At 44.4% G+C, this 18,794-nt stretch carries 14 protein-coding genes and 1 pseudogene; 3 read left to right on the top strand and 12 right to left on the bottom strand.

The features are described 5' to 3' along the window. Positions 1 to 32 precede the first annotated feature (32 nt). The 9 genes and pseudogenes from DXB58_RS28405 to DXB58_RS04805 all read right to left on the bottom strand — a co-directional run. Positions 33 to 1,175: pseudogene (locus tag DXB58_RS28405) on the bottom strand (RHS repeat-associated core domain-containing protein); the annotation flags it as partial. A 174-nt stretch (positions 1,176 to 1,349) separates the two neighbouring features. Next, positions 1,350 to 1,679: a hypothetical protein gene (locus DXB58_RS04835; RefSeq protein WP_122136082.1), complete on the bottom strand. Its 330-nt coding sequence runs from the start codon at positions 1,677 to 1,679 to the stop codon at positions 1,350 to 1,352. Then, positions 1,666 to 4,878: an RHS repeat domain-containing protein gene (locus tag DXB58_RS04830; protein ID WP_369907068.1), complete on the bottom strand. Its 3,213-nt coding sequence runs from the start codon at positions 4,876 to 4,878 to the stop codon at positions 1,666 to 1,668. Before DXB58_RS04830 ends, DXB58_RS04835 begins: the two co-directional genes overlap by 14 nt. 19 nt (positions 4,879 to 4,897) lie before the next feature. Further along, entirely contained in the window at positions 4,898 to 7,969 is a 3,072-nt protein-coding gene (locus DXB58_RS04825; RefSeq protein ID WP_122136081.1) for a hypothetical protein, read from the bottom strand. A 138-nt stretch (positions 7,970 to 8,107) separates the two neighbouring features. Beyond that, a complete protein-coding gene (locus tag DXB58_RS27660) occupies positions 8,108 to 8,203 on the bottom strand; it encodes a smalltalk protein (RefSeq protein WP_005681936.1) in 96 nt (31 codons plus the stop codon). A 5-nt stretch (positions 8,204 to 8,208) separates the two neighbouring features. Continuing rightward, a complete protein-coding gene (locus DXB58_RS04820; RefSeq protein WP_122136080.1) occupies positions 8,209 to 8,736 on the bottom strand; it encodes an N-acetylmuramoyl-L-alanine amidase in 528 nt (175 codons plus the stop codon). Between the two features lie 84 nt (positions 8,737 to 8,820). Next, complete coding sequence (locus DXB58_RS04815; protein WP_122136079.1) at positions 8,821 to 9,324, bottom strand: HU family DNA-binding protein; 504 nt, start codon at positions 9,322 to 9,324, stop codon at positions 8,821 to 8,823. A gap of 122 nt (positions 9,325 to 9,446) precedes the next feature. Continuing rightward, the gene (locus DXB58_RS04810; protein ID WP_122136078.1) at positions 9,447 to 10,337 is read right to left on the bottom strand and encodes a DUF4373 domain-containing protein; all 891 of its coding nucleotides are present in this window, start codon (positions 10,335 to 10,337) and stop codon (positions 9,447 to 9,449) included. Continuing rightward, on the bottom strand, positions 10,325 to 10,645 hold the full coding sequence (locus DXB58_RS04805) for a hypothetical protein (protein WP_122136119.1): 321 nt from the start codon (positions 10,643 to 10,645) through the stop codon (positions 10,325 to 10,327). The genes DXB58_RS04810 and DXB58_RS04805 overlap by 13 nt, the downstream gene beginning before the upstream one ends. 441 nt (positions 10,646 to 11,086) lie before the next feature. Between DXB58_RS04805 and DXB58_RS04800 the strand changes: the two genes are divergently transcribed. Continuing rightward, on the top strand, positions 11,087 to 11,800 hold the full coding sequence (locus DXB58_RS04800) for a helix-turn-helix domain-containing protein (protein WP_122136077.1): 714 nt from the start codon (positions 11,087 to 11,089) through the stop codon (positions 11,798 to 11,800). Between the two features lie 196 nt (positions 11,801 to 11,996). On the opposite strand, the gene miaB is transcribed toward DXB58_RS04800, so the two are convergent. Continuing rightward, positions 11,997 to 13,379 (bottom strand): tRNA (N6-isopentenyl adenosine(37)-C2)-methylthiotransferase MiaB, encoded by a 1,383-nt coding sequence (gene miaB / locus DXB58_RS04795; protein ID WP_009001354.1) that lies wholly within the window; start codon positions 13,377 to 13,379, stop codon positions 11,997 to 11,999. Between the two features lie 336 nt (positions 13,380 to 13,715). Between miaB and DXB58_RS04790 the strand changes: the two genes are divergently transcribed. Together DXB58_RS04790 and DXB58_RS04785 are read left to right on the top strand one after the other, a co-directional pair. Continuing rightward, positions 13,716 to 14,198, top strand: coding sequence for a hypothetical protein (locus DXB58_RS04790; protein ID WP_009001353.1), 483 nt, complete (start codon positions 13,716 to 13,718; stop codon positions 14,196 to 14,198). Between the two features lie 151 nt (positions 14,199 to 14,349). Further along, positions 14,350 to 15,849, top strand: coding sequence for an acetyl-CoA hydrolase/transferase family protein (locus tag DXB58_RS04785; protein WP_122136076.1), 1,500 nt, complete (start codon positions 14,350 to 14,352; stop codon positions 15,847 to 15,849). A 222-nt stretch (positions 15,850 to 16,071) separates the two neighbouring features. Here DXB58_RS04785 and dacB read toward each other — a convergent pair whose 3' ends face one another. Both dacB and DXB58_RS04775 read right to left on the bottom strand, forming a co-directional pair. After that, positions 16,072 to 17,478 (bottom strand): D-alanyl-D-alanine carboxypeptidase/D-alanyl-D-alanine-endopeptidase, encoded by a 1,407-nt coding sequence (gene dacB, locus DXB58_RS04780; RefSeq protein ID WP_122136075.1) that lies wholly within the window; start codon positions 17,476 to 17,478, stop codon positions 16,072 to 16,074. A 42-nt stretch (positions 17,479 to 17,520) separates the two neighbouring features. Further along, positions 17,521 to 18,723: a TlpA disulfide reductase family protein gene (locus DXB58_RS04775; RefSeq protein WP_122136118.1), complete on the bottom strand. Its 1,203-nt coding sequence runs from the start codon at positions 18,721 to 18,723 to the stop codon at positions 17,521 to 17,523. Positions 18,724 to 18,794 lie beyond the last annotated feature (71 nt).

Here is an 18,794-nt window from a genome sequence, read left to right as displayed (position 1 = left end):
TAATAATATCAAATTTAGAAACGCAGTCCTCATTACTTCATAAATTTATCATTCAACTTATCTAATAACGTTTTACTCGTATCTATTTTATATTCATTATTCCCAATACGTGCATTTTCACTATTGTAGAAGAATAACACTTTACTATCCCTGTGATAAACAGCACCTGTCTTTATTTTCAAATTTTTCATGTCTTGGTCAGAAGCTTGGGTATTATATGGATGTGAATGCATATCTATCACTTTATCTCCTTTTACATTCAATTCACTCTGTTTATCAGAGAATACACTATCTTCTCTACCCGAAGTTCCGATAAGAGCCGTTTTATCTCCCTTATCATTATATATATCCAATTTCCATTCAACAGAAGTGTTGTCAGCTCCAAATTTGAAAACTGCAGCTGCATCCTCAAGGCTTGATGTTGAATTATAAGTTTCAAGACCTCCTGATTTACCATCTTGCATATTATACATTCCAGAAAGTATTTTTTTATCATTCACAGTTATCGGTTTAACGCCTGATCTAGTGCTCATCAATCTATCATCAGAGAACCTTCTACAACAGTTCTGAAAGCCTACCTGCACTGTTTACTGTATAATCATCTTTTCCATCAATATCTATTCTCAACACTGGATTATTCTTACAGTAGCCATATGGACTCCAATTGTAATACTTCTCACTTGATGGATCCACCGCATTCCACCTTCCAATCGCTACGTCATACTGTCTTGCCCCATAGTCATACCAATTCAATCCGTTCTTTGTATCCAGCTCTTTTCCATTATACTTATAAGGCTGAATACTCTTTTCTGCTGAAGCAAACGTGCCTCCGAACGGATAGTAATGGTTTACCTCTTCCTTTTGCCCCGTTTGATCCACAACTACCCGATTGTTTCCCTGATGATCCTGCAAGTAGTAGTGATACTTCTTGTCGGACAACGTAACATGACCGACATCTGTGAATAACAACTTCTGTACACCATTCTCATAGATCACATTTCCGCAATAGTCCGTTGTGGTGGTAGTGTCTCCTATCTTGTGCACTGTGCGAAGCTTCGTGCCGTTCACTGCATACGTATAAGCAATAGTACTACCATCCTTGAATGTGACTTTACTTGGCGAATTTAAATAATTATATTGAATAGCAATTATCTTTTATTCAAATCTTTGTCTATTTGACGGTTGCGAGCGTCGTATATATAAAACATCAGTAATGCCCTGACACAAGTTAAACATATTTGATCAATTCGTATCAGAGTAAGACACTATCAGTTTTATCGAACAATAATATAAAAAAACTACCCTGACACCTAAGAATATTTCTATATCATGTCAAGGTAGTAATCAATTTATAAATCAGGCAATTTTACAAGTTTTTCAAAATTTGTTTTCCATATTTCGAGCTCAAACAGGATCCCATCAACATCCACATTTAAGGATGCGATAACCTCAACTCCATCAATATCCTTAAATTGAAATTCACTAACTTGTTTACCAAATTTTCTACTTTCAATTATTTTCCCCTGTGGAAACAAATATAAACCACCCATTTCCCCATCATCCATTGGACATACTAATAATCCATTTTTCCAATCTTCAGACATTTTTAAAGAGGACTTATGAACAAGTAGTTCAATAAGTTGCTCCTCTTGCTTAGTCGGTATTCTATAAAATTTCATGTATTCTTCCTATATTAAATGTACCATCAGAAAGCTTAAAAGCTGTATACTGTATATTTCGACCACCTATTCTAATAACCTGATTAAAAGGCCTACCCACTACTACTTGTGAAGAAACAGTTTCAAAATGAGTTCGTATCATTGACTGCACTAATGATCTGTCCAAGCCTAAAGCGTCTGTATGCCGAAAAGTGTGATATACCTGATTTGCATTACCACCAAATCGAATAACAGGAGTCGTTACATTTTTTTGTCCACGTACTGCATTTATTAATGCATTTCCTGATTTAATAAACGGAACTGGTATAATTGTTTGCATTGCAGGTTGTAACATCCCTGCAACAGCATCTGATTGATTTTCCGTTCTCACATATTCCATTCCATGAGTTGCGCAAAGCTCTTGAAATTTAGTATCTGCAATATATACATCCCATTGTTTTTCAACTGCCAGATTCCTACCAGTATTTCTGCCATTCCAATCAAATCTTCGATTTACTGTAGCCCCAATCTCATCACCAGAATGTTCTACCTGAGTACTTACAAAATACTCTCCACCTTTATCCTTTAAAATTTGATCCCCGCCATTAAACAGTTTATATAACCATGCTCCAAATTTAGTTGAAAAACATCCTGTTGGATCAACATAATTTGTGGGACTATTTACACAATATACATACGGTGACCAACTGTAATACATTTCCGCCATCGGATCCACCGCATGCCACCTTCCAATCGCAGCATCATACTGTCTTGCCCCATAATCATACCAATTCAACCCATTCTTGGTATCAATTTCTTTACCATTATACTTATAAGGCTGAATACTCTTCTCTGCTGAAGCAAACGTGCCTCCGAAAGGATAATAATGGTTTACCTCCTCCTTTTGCCCCGTCTGGTCGACAACTACGCGATTGTTTCCCTGATGATCCTGCAAGTAGTAATGATACTTCTTGTCGGACAACGTAACATGACCGGCATCAGTCAGTAATAGTTTCTGTACACCATTTTCATAGATCACATTTCCGCAATAGTCCGTTGTGGTGGTAGTGTTGCCTATTGTGTGCACTGTGCGCAGCTTCGCTCCGTTCAATGCATACGTATAAGTAATGGTACTGCCATCCTTGAACGTGACTTTACTTGGCGAATTTAAACAATTATATTGAATATCAGTAATATTTTTGTTTAAATCTTTGGTCATGTTGCCATTCTTGTCATAGGTGTATTCATTGTCCTGCTTCACGGCATCCTTGAACTCAAACCCGTCGTTGTAAGCCGACGATGTGGCGGCATCATCCACACGTGTCAGCCAGTTGCCATCCAGAGTGAACGTCAGGTCGTCAATCAAGCCGTAGAAGGAAGCGCCTGTGCGTCCGTTACGACGGAGTGAAGTCAGGTTACTCTGCCTGTTATACGTGTAGGAGGTGTTATAATTTGCGCTGGGAGCTCCATTCCACAAATACCCCGCAGCGGTCAACCGTGACAATCCGTCGTAGCTGAAGCGGTATCCATGCATTCCGGTGTCACCTGCGGCTTTCCAACTCATGCCGGATATGTTGCCGTTGTAGTAAGGCGTGCTTCCGCCGTATGAGTCATTGTAATGCAACGTCTGGGTGAACAGCGTGTCGGTAGCCAGTGTCTTGATCCATGAACGGACATTATAGGTATAGTCCGTTGTAAGAGCAGAGTTGCCATGGCGTTTGCTGCTCTTGATTCGACCCAAGTCATCATAGGTGTTTTCAACGAGAGTCACTTCATCATTCGTATCCAGTTTATGCTTCGTCTTTAAAAGGCGTCCTGCGTGGTCATACTCGTACATACAGACTTCCGTCTGCGTGCTCTTTCCTGTAGCTGTATGGGCATGTTGTCGCTTCAGGGGTTCTCCCGTAAAGTTGTAGGCGACATATTCTTCCTCTATGCCTCCCATGTGATTCGTCGTCCGGCTTTGGATGATGCGTCCACGCTCGTCGTAGTAGAAAGCGGCATAATCATATCCGGTCACACCGGTAGCGTCCATGCGTGCTGTAACTGTTCCTGTCAACAATCCTTTGCTGCTTTCCGTATAGCAGATTCCATAGCCCGATGGAGGTGTGACATAATTCAGAGATGTGGGTACTCCATGTTTGCCGATGAAAGAGTAGTCATCGTAGTAGTTCACTGTATACACTACAGGATCCGTCATCGGGATATTCTCGAGAATATAGCCATGAAAGGCAGTGCCTGTATCATCCCGTCGTGCTTTCACATCGGTTTCGCACAACGGAAAGTCATCGTAATAATAAGAATTGTGGCAAATACCCGTGAGTACCGGACGATTTAATTCATCGCTAAGGGAGAAAGCCCATTCTCCACGAACACGTTGCTCGCCGTCCTGCGAAAGCACCTGGTGGTCGCCATGATCGTAAATGTAATAGATGACATCACACTCCGGCAGTTTCTTGTAAACACAGCGGTGCAGGAAATCATAGCGGTAGGAATAACTACTCTGCGTAGCAAAAGGTCCTTCGGGCTCATCCATTTTGGGGTAAGTAACAAAGGGCGGATAAACATTCACCAAATCATCGTGGTTGTCATATTCATAATAAACGAAATAGGGATCAGAACCGTCCATGCGTCCCGCTAGAATTGTACGTCCTAAACCATCTTTAAATTCATAGGTCGGATTCCCGTCTTCATCGGTAGTACAGACCCCCAGGAAATTACCGGAGGGAATTTTATAATAAAGCCAAGAAAAGGACCGGGGATCGCGAGTGATGTATTGGTAGCTTACAGGATGCTCTGCCCATGCCTCACCCACCCCATGCTGTGCAACCGGCCTGTTCAAGGGAGAGGCTTCATACGTGGTCTGTAGGTATGGATGTGCATCACCGCCTGCTAATGAGCTTGCACCACTTTGTAAGGAAGAGATAGTCATGTAATTGCCATTTCCCAGTGATTTGGCAGGAAGCCAGGTTCGTAACTTGCGTCCCTGATCGTCATACTCTTGTAATGAGACAAGATCTTTCCCGTCGGGCGTAATGCCGCAATCTACCATTTGTGAGGAACGGCCCAGGCCGTCAAAGTATACCACCTGTTCACGGCAACCGCTATGGTCGGGCGAGGTGTAAGTACGTGTGCTGATATAGTTCTGTGAGGTGCTCACCTGCGACATGCATAAAAGAGAGCACAATAAGAGCGAAAGAAGTAAATATATTCGTTTCATAAGTTTGTACATATTTTGTTTATTGGTTACGGTAATGATAATCATATTCCTGCACGACGCGTCTCTTGCTTTCCTCCACAACGTTACCTTCATAATAGTAATTCACCTTCAGGCGCCCCAGTCCATCGTAGTCGTAATACGAAGTCTTCCCTGTAGGATCGGAGATCGAGGTAACACCCACCAACGGAAGATGAGTAAAAGTGGTAATATGTGCTTCCGAGAGAGACGTATGGTTACGCAATGCCTTTAGCTTGGCGGAATCAGGAGCAGTGCTCTTTGCCAATGCGGAGGATGTCGTGCCAAAGACGGAGAGTACGGCGGTTTCCACCTGTGCCAGAGTGGCATTCTTGATTTCGGCAATAAGATAGCGATCACTATATCCCCATAGGTAGACTGTATGTAGCTTATCCTTAGAAACTACTTCACGGGGATTTCCGTTGGAAGAGTAGGCAAGAACTTCGCTATGGAGTATATTCTGAAAGTAAGGTGCCTGATAAAGTCGGGCAGGCAATATCAGTGTATCCCCACTTTCTGTAGGAAACTCTCCGAATTCACGTCTATAGCCGTCGTCATTGCTTTGTTTCTCTGTCAACACGGGGTTAAGTATGTGCTTTTCCACCATTTTGCGAACAATATCCGGGGTTATACCAGTTCGTGCGAGAGCCGGGTATTCCCAATTGGTCTCTCGATGCACTCCCCATGCATTCCGTTCTTTCCATTGCATCCGGTTACCGGAGAGGTAGCTGTAGTGCTCTGTATTTGGAATACCTATTTCCGATTCGTCATAAGCGGTTACCTTACGTTCATATAGAAGTGAGTGTCCAAGCATCTGACAGGTAGAAGTATAGAAACTACCAAGAACAGCATTTATAGGGACAAAAAATGGGGTTCCATAGGAATTGGAATATTCCCAGCCTATCACCGGCGAGCCACCGGAACGCCAAATCAGTGATTCGCGTCGCTTCAGTTTATATTCCCGTCCGTCGCTCATGTAGTCAGTCTGTTCTTTTAATAGATTATAGCGATATTTCTCTCCTTCATACGAGAGCACATTGCCATAGTACTGCGGTTTCTCGAAAAAGGCTGTGTCATTTTGCATTTCTTCGTAGATGTCATACTCATAGACAGTCTTACCATTGCAATTTTCGGGAGTAAATTGAGTTGCACCATCCTTTAAATAATAGACCGTAACTTCGGGATAGACCACTGCGGGACGACCGTTCAGAAGCCGCTGGAAATTGAACGCACTGAACGTACATTCCCACTCCCAGGTGTAAACAGGATATCCTGCTGACGGACTATAACTCATGAAAGGATTGGATTTGAAGGAGCGATATTTCCCATCCGGATCAAGCCCCAGAACCATGTTCAATACCGACATCGGAAGGTCGGTCGATTGGTAGTTCATATAAGTCTGAATCGTAGGATCGAGGGTTGGTTCACCTGCGCCTGTATGGTAATAACGGTCGCCTATACCGCCATTTGCATCGTATTCGGTTTTCCCATAACAGTAGCGCTTGGAATCACTCCGTACACCTTCTGCCGTATAGTTGACGATTTCACGAATCCTAAAACCTGTAGCTTCGGCTTTCACGCGTCTTTTTTTATCGTGAATATAGTCTCCGTCGTTATCAGTGAATGAGAAGAACTTGTGGTTCTCAAAGTCAAACTCTGTGTAGCCCCCTGTCGGATAAGTTAGTTTGCGAAGCAAACAATGGCTTTCAGGACCGGCAGGTTTACGTGAATTGTAGGGCACATTAGAAAGTTTCACTTTATCCAAAGGAGACAAATCATTTTCGTCTTTTGGTACGTCTGTTACATAAGAAGTGGTAGCGGCTCTGGACACATCAAAGCCCACAAACAGATTCATATAGGCCACGTCATAATTGTTGCTGCGAAAATTCAGGTTGCCCCAATGGTCTGTCCCACCAAAGCTGGCATACGAAGATGTATATTCACACCGGTAGGTCTCGGATAATCCATCATTACCGCCAAGTAGAGTGACGCTGTCAAGCATGCTGAAAGGCGACTTTGATAAACTGTTAGATTGCAAAGTCCCCTGGTGCTGTTCCAAGTTGATAGTTCGCACAAGTCTATCTCCGTCTTTTATACTGACACTTTGGGCATAATTATAACATTCACTATTTGTACCGTCATTATAATTGATGCGGATGGTGGTAGTACCATAAGTGACGGAAGTCAGAAGCTTCATCTGATATGCATGCTGCCGTGTATAAGTATGAAAAGTGACGTCAAATACGTCTGAACTGCACTTAAACTCATAAAAATGATGGAAACGTACTGCCGGCTCTGCCTGCTGATACCCAAAATCAGAATGAATACTCTTGTCATAATCAAAAGTAATAAGTTCCGAGGAATGAGGCAGACGGATAGAGGTGAGCTGCCAAGACACATAAGTGGTGTTGTAGGGAGTAATCGTACAACCCGTTCCTCTAAAGGTGGTATCGGCACCGGTGAAAGCATACTCAACACCCTGTTCATCTACCACTTTAAAAGATATAATCTTCCTATCCCTAGTAGCATGGGTTATCTTCACATCACGTCCACCTGAAACAACATATTCGATTTTGCCGTCATAGTTTTTTCTGATAACGAATTCGAAGGAACTACCATCAGGAAGGGTAGCGGTAAAGAGGTCGGATTTTAGATTCAACGTGTTCAAGTATTCTTCCGTTAAGTTCCGGTATGACTCTCCAAACTTGTCGGTATCCAGTTTAAAGTCTGTAAGTTCATCGGGCATGCATTCTATGCTTCGCGAGATGCAACTGCTGATAGATAATGCCCAGCCACGGCCGAACACGTCATAGTTGTAGCCGGGATGGAACGGAGCCGGATTGTATTTTAAGCTCAAAGGCAATCGATAGCCGTGATGGTCAATGTCGAACAAGGGAATAGATATGTCGGGCACTCCCATGGCTGGATTCACGGCTACATCTCCATACATCTTAAAGGCTGCCGCCTGGGGAGAAGTGGGGACAGAAGGTGTAACGTATGGAAGTGTGGAAGCTGCACGTGCCGTAAAAGGAAAGAGTGCAGCGAAAAATGATAGTATAAAAATTAATCGTTTCATATTTTATTTTTGTTATATAAATGGTTAAAACTAAGGAATGGTATTTAAATTGGATCTTAGTCCGTGTTGAAATATGGGTTTGAAATTCTGCAGACTCCAAACCTAGGAATCTGCAGAATTATAAGACTATTGAAAGACTTACAGATTCATCGCGTTAGCACCCAAAACGCCAGCCAAAGCCGAAGCCACTGCGATAACCACCTTAAGGATCATATCCCATACTGATTTCTTCATTGCCATCATTTACCTCCTTTCTGTTCTTTAATGTGTTGTGTTACTCTGTGTTCTTCCGTGTTTTCCGTTTTGATAGCAAACTCCTCAAGTTCCTTGAATTCCTTCGCCACCTCAAAACACGGGCACGATTTAATCCACTCTTCCGGTTCTATCTCGCCGTTTCCGTTCAAGTCCGGTGAAAGATCCCGGTGTCCGCATACCCGGCAGCCGGGAAATTTCTCCTGTAGTTGCCCGACGAGTTGCCGGAGCGTGGCCCGCTGTGCCGGGGTCCGGGTATCTGCCGGGCGTCCCCGGCAGTCCAGACCACCCTCATAGCAGATACCTATTGAATGAGCATTGAAACCTTTTGCGTGCGCTCCGACACGTTCGATGGGGCGGGTGAGGTGCACTGTTCCATCCTTGCGGATGTAGTAGTGATAGCCTGTTCCGTTGAATCCGCGACGTCGGTGCAGCCGGTCCAAATCTTCCGGAGAGAGCGTACAATCCCCCCGCGTGGCGCTGCAGTGCACCACGATTAAATTAATAATTCGCATGTTAGTGGATAATTAGTTTACTAGTCTAGTTAAAAAGTTCCGTTTAGTCAGCCATTCGTGTTTGTGTTGCGTCATACAGACAGACTATGCTGCCGGATCCGGTGCTTCTCCACTGCCGCCGGAACCACCACCGTCATCGGGTTCACCGCCATTTCCGCCACCCGAAGCCGAAGTATCGGCAAGGTCGAAACGGACACACTTGGCACCTGTCACCAAAGAGCGGGTAGCGGTGGTACGATCAGGATTCTTGGTATAGTTGGGCAGGAAACGGACGGTAAGGGAAGCCTGGGCAGCCGATACTTTTTCCGGCAGTTCCACCCCTTTGCCGTTGGACTTCATCACCATACGGAAAGTCCCGAAGCCGTCGAGCGTTACACTTTCCGATGCTTGCAGATGCTGGGCAGCCACTGTCACCAGATTATCGAGTGTATTCTTCACGTCACCGGTGGAGAGAGACGAGTAAGCGGCTATCTCTTTGGCGAGTTGGGTGGTTGACACATTGGCCGTGTATATCACACGGGGATGAAATAATTTCTTTTTGTTCTTGTCTTCCAGAACGGACTGGAAGGGTTTGTACAATACTGGCATAATTGTAATAGTTTTTACGTGTTAATAAATTAGTTTAGTGTTGTCCTTAAGCTTAATGACACTGTAAAGATACGGGTATTATTCAGACTGACCCAATCATTTTTTCAAAGTGCGTTCATAAATTAATTAATTACGCTCAAAAGGTAATGTCCCGGCAATTTGATTTTTCCATTGCTCCCGCGAATGTTGCTGAATCCCTTCCACACCGGGTTTCCGATAGCTCCGAAGTTGCTTTTCAGGATAATGGCATATTGCTCGGAAGGCGGAATCTTGTAAGAGTGAAGGTTCTCCAGCAGTCCCTCGAAGTTACGCTGCGTGCCGTCGGACGGTGGTTGCAGGTTGTCGATGTCTTCCTGTGTCATCACCTTCCTTCTTTTCAAGATTTTTCCTCCTCTATCCTCTCCTTGAGGAGAGTCAGAGAGGTGGTTTAATTTGTTTTCCTTTGTTTTAATTTGTTTTTCTTTGTTTTGTGTACCCAATGTCGACATTTCGGCTTCCGATGTTGCAGAACCGGTGTTTGATGTTACAGAATCAGCAGTTGATGTTACAGCATCGACTGTTTTGTTATCAGTATCATCCGCGCTATTTTTGCTACTTTGAGAAGGGTGGTACGATGCAAGCTCTTCCGCTTCCAACAGGCAGTAGTCCGGCTCTATCAACGAACTGCTACGACGCTTGGTGATAAAGAGATACTGCCGTTGGATATCGGCGGAAGTCAGGATGCCGTATTGGCGGAAAAGCCCGGCATCAAACAGACCACATTCCACGGACAGGGCGATGATACGTTTCACATCATCCATATCCGTATTGTAAAGGCTGTCCGTCAGTTCATCGTAAAATTCATCACCGGCAGAGATATAATATCCTTTTCCGGCATAGATGTACGACAGCGTTTCTACCAATGTGGCAAAAGCAGCATCACCTTCCCGCTTCATGACACGACGCACCACGCGGTCGTGCATGAAACTGGTGCTCATGGGGAAATAATCCAACCCCTGTTTTATTCTTCCCATAGTGCGTGTAGTTTTTCCTTTTCCTGCTTCCGGCGAATACTGTCCGCCACCACCTGACGGGCATGACGGATAAGGAGCATCCGCAAAGCGTAGTCCTTTACCTCGGTTATTACCGGATAAGAAAGAGGTTTGTTTTCAAATGATATATTTTTATCCTGATTGCGATGTCTGCGCGTGTTTGCCTTACGGCATTCCTTGCAGTAATTATCTGAAGCCCGGGTACGCTGATTCATATAAAAGGCTTTCTGTGGGAGCTTACGCTTGCAACATCCGCAGATGTGTAGAGATTGATTCATAATGGTTTCCATACTGCTTTCCGTTTTTACAATTTTCATATTTAAATATTCGTGTGTATATTAGAGATATATCGCTTGCGCGCAGGACATATAGTTGCTGTATATTGGAGATATATCGGCTGCACATTGGGTATATAGATGCTAGACGCAAGATATATAGATGGTGTAAGCGGGCTCAATATTACTTCCGCCCGTCCGGCACGGCTTCCTTAAAAAGGGGGTGAATGAGGTATTTTGCAACCTTTCGTAAACTTTTTGCGGTTTCTCATGGTTTTTCTATTTAAAATTTATAATTTTGAAACATCTTTGTGATTTCGTTGCTACAAAGATAAAACAGTTTTCACAAAGAAAACAAATGATTTTGAGAATTAACTTTAAAAAAGTAGATAACAAATTATCAATGAGCAATTAACGAGTTTATGAATTTTTACATCAAAAATAAACGATAATAGAATGGATACATTTTTGGATGTTACAGGAATAGTGAAGCGTGCCAAACAGGCGCTAAACTTCAAGAACGACAGCGAATTAGCTGAATATTTAGGCGTCTCACGCGCTACAGTATCCAATTGGGGTGCACGAAATAGCATTGACTTCCGCCTGTTACTCGATAAATTCGGGGACAAGGTGGACTACAATTGGCTATTATTGGGAAAGGGAAATCCGAAACACCAGTCAAGATATTGCGAAAGCGAACTGGTGCAGGGAGAAGTCGAGATTATACACAATCCGAAAACACCCGAACCAATAGACGACCGCAGCGTGACATTATACGATATTACGGCAGCTGCAAACCTGAAAACATTGTTCACCAACAAAAAGCAATATGCACTGGGAAAGATATTAATTCCGAATATTTCCGTCTGCGACGGAGCAGTCTACGTCAACGGAGACAGCATGTATCCTATATTGAAATCGGGAGACATTATCGGATATAAAGAAATCAGCAGCTTCGATAATGTCATTTACGGGGAAATATATCTGGTGTCGTTTATGATTGACGGAGACGAGTATCTGGCAGTGAAATACGTGAACCGTTCCGATAAGGAGGGCTATCTCAAACTGGTGAGTTACAATACACACCACGAACCGATGGACATTCCATTTGCGTCCATCAATGCAATGGCGATTGTGAAGTTCTCCATCAGGAGGCACATGATGATGTAAATCTCATCGTAAAAGAGAGCCAAAAAGACGAAAAAAACACAGAGGACACAAAAGACACAGAGATTAAAGAAAATAATACCTCTGCGTTTTTTGCGTCCTCTGCAATGAGAAATATAGTAAGCCGTAAGAAGCACATTAAATGAAATAATCTGCTAATTCGTGCAATATTTGTTCGATCTTAAAATTCTCTTGCGAACTAATTTGAAACGACCTCTTCCCCTTTCAGCGTAGCCGAACTGGCTTCCGTGACACGCACGTTGACAAAATCACCTACACGGTGCGTACCTCTGTCGAACACCACCACACGGTTCTGCTCCGTACGGCCGAACAGCTGGTCGCGCGAACGCTTGGAAACTCCTTCTACAAGCACTTCATACGTTTTACCGATGCAACGCTGGTTGGATTCGGCAGACAGACGGTTCTGCAAAGCGATAATTTCGTTCAGGCGGCGCACTTTCACCTCTTCGGACACATTATCTTCGAGATGCTTCGATGCATACGTTCCCGGACGTTCGGAGTATTTAAACATGAAAGCAGCATCGTATCCACATTCTTCCATCAGCGAAAGTGACAAGGCATGATCCTCTTCCGTTTCAGAATGAAAACCGGAGAAAATATCGGTAGTCAATCCGCAATCAGGGATGATACGTTTGATAGCTGCCACCCGGTCCAGATACCACTCACGGGTATATTTACGGTTCATCAGTTTCAGAATACGCGAACTGCCGCTCTGCACAGGCAGATGGATATGTTTACACACATTGGGGACTTGCGCAATTACTTCCAACGTCTCATCGCTCATGTCTTTCGGATGGGAAGTTGTGAAACGAATACGCACTCCCGGAGCAGCTTCAGCCACTGTTCGGAGCAACATCGGGAAAGTAACCACTTCGCCTGTCGGTCTTTCAAAACGGTAAGAGTTGACGTTCTGCCCCAACAAGGTGACTTCCTTATAGCCTTTCGCCACGAGGTCTGCCACTTCATTCAGGATGCTTTCTACGTCACGGCTACGCTCGCGTCCACGAGTATAGGGCACAATGCAATAGGTGCAGAAGTTATTGCAGCCACGCATGATGGATACAAAACCCGAAATATGATTGCCGCAGATACGCGACGGAATCACATCCCGATAAGTCTCGGTAGTAGAAAGTTCCACATTGATTGCTTTTTCACCGGTTTCTACGGCAGCAATCAGGTCGGGCAACGTCAGGTAAGCATCCGGCCCCACAACGAGGTCGACATGATGATTCGTTATCAGATCATCCTTTACCCGTTCGGCCATACAGCCCAATACACCTACAATCAGGTGCTTTTTCTTTTTCTTTAGCGAGTGGAAAAACTCCAGGCGATTCAGAATCTTTTGCTCCGCATTGTCGCGGATGGAACAAGTATTCATAAACACGGCATCGGCTTCCTCCAGCGTTTCGGCTACGGAATAACCCGCCATTTGCATCACCGAGGCAATCACCTCACTGTCGGCTACGTTCATCTGGCAGCCATAGGTTTCGATAAACAACTTTTTGTTGTCATCATTCATTTCAGTTGCGGATTTAAAGTCCGCTCCCGTTAATTCGTTCATACTCAAATCTTAGTTTAAAAATTCGGATGCAAAGATACGGCTTCGCTTTCAATAAGTAGTGAATTGATATCAAAATAACGCAAAAACTTATGATTTGGCAAGCAAATTTGTAATTAATGTTAAGGGAATAAACATTTTTAGGCGATATGCTTGGCAAATTTAAATTTATTTTTCACATTTGTGCAATGAAAGAAACATTAGATTTTTTCATAGTTAAGGTTTAGGTTAAAAAAATTAAGGGGAGCTGTGAAGCTGCCCTTTTTTCATACCCAAATGTTAGTTCAAACCAGATAAAATGCCTACCTTTGGCGGATAACTATTTAGAAGTGAAGCACAATGGAAGATTTTTTGAAATTTCTCTTGATAGCAGGTGTCATTCTTGTGGGAATATTCAAAGAGGTGAATAAAAATAGCAAGTCGAAAAAGGCTCAAAATAAACGCCCTGTTCCCCCAATGTCATCTCCCACAGAAATAGATCCGGATGTCGTTCCTATGCCCGAAGCATGGGGCAGAGGCAAATCGCTCGACGAATTGTTCCCACCCGCATCTTCTTACGAGCCAACCGTAGCCAAACCGGCTGCGAAACCAATATCGAAACCGGTTGCACAACCAGCGTCGAAATCCAAAAAGAAAAAAGAAGAAGTATCCGTCGCTGCATCCTTGGCAAACAGTGCCGCACAGGATGAGCGAAATACCAGGCAAGGCTCTCACTATAACACTCCTCACGAATCACCCAACGAACAAGACTTCACGATTCATTCGGCAGAAGAAGCCCGACGCGCTATTATCTGGGGAGAAATACTTCAACGAAAGTATTAGAAAAGGAGAAATGAAAGCATTGCCAAATGCACTAAATATATCAGAGAAGATTAAATATTACACATTGGTTATAAGAACATTGAGCTAAGAGCATTGAGCAATAACTAACCATAATTTATCAACTGTTTTTTAACACGAAATTTACTATTTTATGTCATTCAATCGTATTTCGGCAGCGGAAGCTGCAAGCCTAATCAAACATGGCTATAACATCGGCCTAAGCGGATTTACTCCCGCCGGAACGGCCAAGGCTGTAACAGCCGAACTCGCAAAAATTGCTGAAGCAGAACATGCGAAAGGAAACCCGTTTCAAGTAGGAATTTTCACAGGCGCATCAACAGGGGAATCCTGTGACGGTGTACTGTCACGTGCCAAAGCCATCCGCTACCGCGCTCCTTATACTACCAACGCCGACTTCCGCAAAGCTGTGAACAACGGAGAGATTGCCTACAACGACATACACCTCTCACAAATGGCACAGGAAGTACGCTACGGGTTCATGGGCAAAGTGAACGTAGCCATCATCGAAGCCTGCGAAGTGACTCCCGACGGAAAGATTTATCTGACTGCCGCCGGTGGTATTTCGCCGACTATCTGCCGTCTTGCCGACCAGATTATCGTGGAGTTGAACAGCGCACACAGCAAGTCCGGTATGGGTATGCACGACGTATACGAACCGCTCGACCCGCCTTACCGCCGCGAAATACCGATCTACAAACCGAGTGACCGTATCGGACTGCCTTACGTTCAGGTAGACCCGAAAAAGATTATAGGCGTAGTGGAAACCAATTGGCCGGATGAAGCGCGTTCTTTCGCTGCTGCTGATCCGTTGACCGACAAAATCGGGCAGAATGTTGCCGACTTCCTTGCTGCCGACATGAAACGCGGTATCATCCCGTCTAGTTTCTTGCCTTTGCAATCGGGTGTAGGAAACATCGCCAACGCTGTACTCGGTGCATTGGGACGTGACAAAACGATTCCTGCATTTGAGATGTACACAGAGGTTATCCAGAATTCCGTGATCGGATTGATTCGCGAAGGACGTATCAAATTTGGTAGCGCCTGCTCACTGACTGTTACAAACGACTGTCTGGAAGGCATTTACAACGATATGGATTTCTTCCGCGATAAACTGGTTCTCCGTCCGTCGGAAATTTCCAACAACCCGGAAGTGGTTCGCCGTCTCGGTATCATTTCTATCAATACAGCCATCGAAGTTGACCTGTACGGAAACGTAAACTCAACTCATATCTCCGGAACTAAAATGATGAACGGTATCGGTGGTTCGGGCGACTTTACCCGCAACGCTTACATCTCTATCTTCACTTGTCCGTCTGTGGCAAAAGAAGGTAAGATCAGTGCAATCGTGCCGATGGTTTCTCACCTCGACCACAGCGAGCACTCTGTAAACATCGTTATCACCGAGCAAGGTGTTGCCGATCTTCGTGGCAAGAGCCCGAAAGAACGCGCACAAGCCATCATCGAAAACTGTGCACATCCTGACTACAAAGAGCTTCTTTGGGATTACCTCAAACTGGCAGGTAACAGAGCGCAGACTCCGCACGCTATACACGCTGCACTGGGTATGCACGCAGAGTTGGCTAAGAGTGGCGATATGAAGAATACCAATTGGGCTGAATACTCAAAGTAAATAGAATCTAGAATTTACAGTATTCGATTCAAAACAAGTATAATTGTATTCTCTGGTAAACAAAATCCAACGATTTTTGCTTATTAGAGAATACAATTATCTTTTTGTAGAAGAATCAATAAGCCCTCCATGGAGAATAGATACCTCCCCTTGACAACATAGAAATTGGATTCAACAACGAGATTCCACTCTTGTTGTTCGGACTGATGCATCAATATTAGCCTATTTCCCGATAATCACCTCACACACCTTATCCTGAAACGCTCTCGCTTTAGCAGCCGAAAGCACATTCTGGTTCATAATAGCAAATGCCACTTCATGCCCGTTCTTCATCTTCAGATAGCCTGCAAGCGCATTTATTGCCGTAAACGAGCCTGTTTTGGCATGAACATTCCGGAAAGCAGGAGTACCTTTCATCCGGAATTTTAAAGTTCCGTCCACCCCGCCAACGGGAAGTGATTTATATAACATCTGAAACACTTCTGTTTGCGAGTACGCATATTTTAGGAAGTCGACCAGCAGGGCAGGAGAGAGGTAATTATAATTGGACAGTCCGCAACCGTCGGCAATCTTATAGTCTTTCGGATCATGCCCCAGGCCGCGGATCAGATTCATTATTTCGACAATGCCATCTTCGGCAGCTACTTGCTTCTTTCCCGTAGCCTGCGCTCCCAGGCGACAGAGAAATGCTTCCGCATTGAGGTTATCACTCTCTTTCATCAGTTGGTTCAGCACTTTCTGCACAGAAGTGTTCCAGCAAGCCATACGCTCTACTCTCACACTGTCGCGAGGCAATTCGGCAAAGCCATACGACTGGGGAGTCGTGATTCCTTTCCCACGAAGGCGTTCCAGGAAAGTGTGCATAAAGAAACGGGGGGAATCGTAGATGTTGACATCATCTTTCCGGATCGAAGTGACATTACCCGAAACAAGGAGATTGTTTCCATTCGTCAGCCAGTCTCTCGTGAAAGAGAATTTCCCGGCAGAAGAGGTGCGTGTTTTCGTCTGATTCGTCACTGTATAATAGGAAGATACAGGTTGGCAGGAAACACTTGCCGCATCGCCCTGCACGGTGGAGGGAACCACGGAAACCTGGACAGTCCCTTTGCAGAACATCAATGGAGAGAGATACGGCTGATAGCCCGCAGGCGTATCGTCCCAGGCCCATCCGCTGCCCCAATAAAGGGAGTCTTTCATTGAGACGTCACCATATACCTGTCCGTTAATGACCGAAAAAGGAAAAGTGATTACCTCTTCTATCAATGAGTCCATCGACTGGCTGTCAAATTCCGGATCGAATCCGCCTACCACATACAGGTTGCCTTGCAAGGTATCATGTTCTATCACGCCATCGTGCCATACTTCCGTGCGGAAAGGCTCGTTGGCTTCGGGGCGGGAGAGTGCGGTAATGGCCGTCAGCAGCTTCATGGTAGAAGCAGGACGGGAAAGTTTCTCCGCACGATAGTTATAAAGCGATTTCTTAGCCGTCAGGTCGTAGACGGATATGCCGACTTCGGATGCTTCGGGGAGCATCTTCTTGATAAGCGAATCTATCCGGGAGAAATTCTGTTGTCCCCAAAGTGGCAACAAACAAACAGAAAGGGCGACTAACAAAAGACTTTTTTTCATATAACACTGTTTATGACATCAACAAATGATAGTATTCTACATCTATTTCAAGTTTTTCTCTACCTGTCCAAGAAGCGAACCGGAGCCATAGCCGGACCATACATCCTGGATTTTTCCATCGGGGGCAATCAATACATAATGAGGGATTCCCCGTACCTGATAGTTTAGGGCAAGACCGGTGCGTCCTTTACGAAGTTCGTTCCACTGGTTGCCGCCCATTCCTTTCGTCTTGATATACTCTTTCCAACGTGCTTTCGGGTCCTCACTAATACTAATCACAGTCATTTTATCCTTATACAGATCCATCACCTTCTCCATTTCGGGTATCGACTCCACGCAAGGGCCACAACCGCTACTCCAGAAATCGAGTAAGATGAATTTTCCTTTGAATTCGGAAATATGATGGAGAGAATCATTCACATCATATAGGTCTCCATCAACCATCATATCTCCAATCCCTACTGTAGTGGGAGGATAAACATAGGTTGTAATCTCCTGTCCGTCATCTGTTTGTTTATCGGCTTCGGACATTCGGGCATAGAGGTTTTTCACCTCTTCTTTATAAGGCATGATGGTTTCATATTTCATCATGGAAGCAAATAACAATAATCTGTCCATCCACACCGGAGAGACGGGCGCTTCTTCCATGTATTCCATTTCCTTTTTCCAGATTTCCTGCTGCAACGGCATTGACAGTTTCCTGATAGAATCTATCTTGGCCCAGGCCTGGCTTTCAAACTCCCAGTCGCCCGGATGGTCTATGAACATCATCCGTTGCCAGTCATATTCTGCTGCCATGTGCTGCATTAGTTCTTTCTGTTGGGGCATCGCGCAAGCCGTAAAGCGGTTTTCTTCCTGCTGTTCCAGCACATCGCTTACTACTTCCCATGTTTTCACCAGTTTGTCCTGCCCCTTGATTTCGATGTATTCTCCCGGTGCGATCCACACTTCCAGCCATGTACCCGGAAAGCCCCGGTTATCAGACATAATCAGCATTTTCCGTGTGGTAGAAACCGTGTCGCGGAAAGAGAACTGCCCATTCATAAGCGTATCTCTCCATACACAGTTGAGAATACTTCCGTCTTCCTCATACAGGCCGATCACAATGCTGTCGGGAAGATTGGCCAATTCGCCCTGAATCAAATATTCATTTGCGGCAACTGACGCTTTACGATTGAATGTACAATGACACATCACCATACAAACTATTGCTAATAAGGCCGGAGTGATTATATATTTTCTCATCATATATTCGATTTTATCAGTGAGATATCCCCTCATCAATGAATCAGATAGGTATCTTCATCAATGAACGA

Source organism: Bacteroides sp. OM05-10AA, from assembly GCF_003439055.1.
Taxonomy (GTDB): Bacteria; Bacteroidota; Bacteroidia; order Bacteroidales; family Bacteroidaceae; genus Bacteroides; species Bacteroides intestinigallinarum.
The sequence above is the reverse complement of the archived record's forward strand: the minus strand, read 5'-3'. Positions and strand labels throughout refer to the sequence as shown.

Coding starts and splice junctions, on each gene's coding strand:
- DXB58_RS04790 (WP_009001353.1), top strand. CDS start 13,716: ATGGAAGATTTTTTGAAATTTCTCTTGATAGCAGGTGTCATTCTTGTG.
- DXB58_RS04785 (WP_122136076.1), top strand. CDS start 14,350: ATGTCATTCAATCGTATTTCGGCAGCGGAAGCTGCAAGCCTAATCAAA.
- DXB58_RS04830 (WP_369907068.1), bottom strand. CDS start 4,878: ATGAAACGAATATATTTACTTCTTTCGCTCTTATTGTGCTCTCTTTTA.
- dacB (WP_122136075.1), bottom strand. CDS start 17,478: ATGAAAAAAAGTCTTTTGTTAGTCGCCCTTTCTGTTTGTTTGTTGCCA.
- DXB58_RS04820 (WP_122136080.1), bottom strand. CDS start 8,736: ATGCGAATTATTAATTTAATCGTGGTGCACTGCAGCGCCACGCGGGGG.
- DXB58_RS04775 (WP_122136118.1), bottom strand. CDS start 18,723: ATGAGAAAATATATAATCACTCCGGCCTTATTAGCAATAGTTTGTATG.
- DXB58_RS04825 (WP_122136081.1), bottom strand. CDS start 7,969: ATGAAACGATTAATTTTTATACTATCATTTTTCGCTGCACTCTTTCCT.
- DXB58_RS04810 (WP_122136078.1), bottom strand. CDS start 10,337: ATGGGAAGAATAAAACAGGGGTTGGATTATTTCCCCATGAGCACCAGT.
- DXB58_RS04800 (WP_122136077.1), top strand. CDS start 11,087: ATGGATACATTTTTGGATGTTACAGGAATAGTGAAGCGTGCCAAACAG.
- DXB58_RS04815 (WP_122136079.1), bottom strand. CDS start 9,324: ATGCCAGTATTGTACAAACCCTTCCAGTCCGTTCTGGAAGACAAGAAC.
- DXB58_RS27660 (WP_005681936.1), bottom strand. CDS start 8,203: ATGAAGAAATCAGTATGGGATATGATCCTTAAGGTGGTTATCGCAGTG.
- DXB58_RS04835 (WP_122136082.1), bottom strand. CDS start 1,679: ATGAAATTTTATAGAATACCGACTAAGCAAGAGGAGCAACTTATTGAA.
- miaB (WP_009001354.1), bottom strand. CDS start 13,379: ATGAACGAATTAACGGGAGCGGACTTTAAATCCGCAACTGAAATGAAT.
- DXB58_RS04805 (WP_122136119.1), bottom strand. CDS start 10,645: ATGGAAACCATTATGAATCAATCTCTACACATCTGCGGATGTTGCAAG.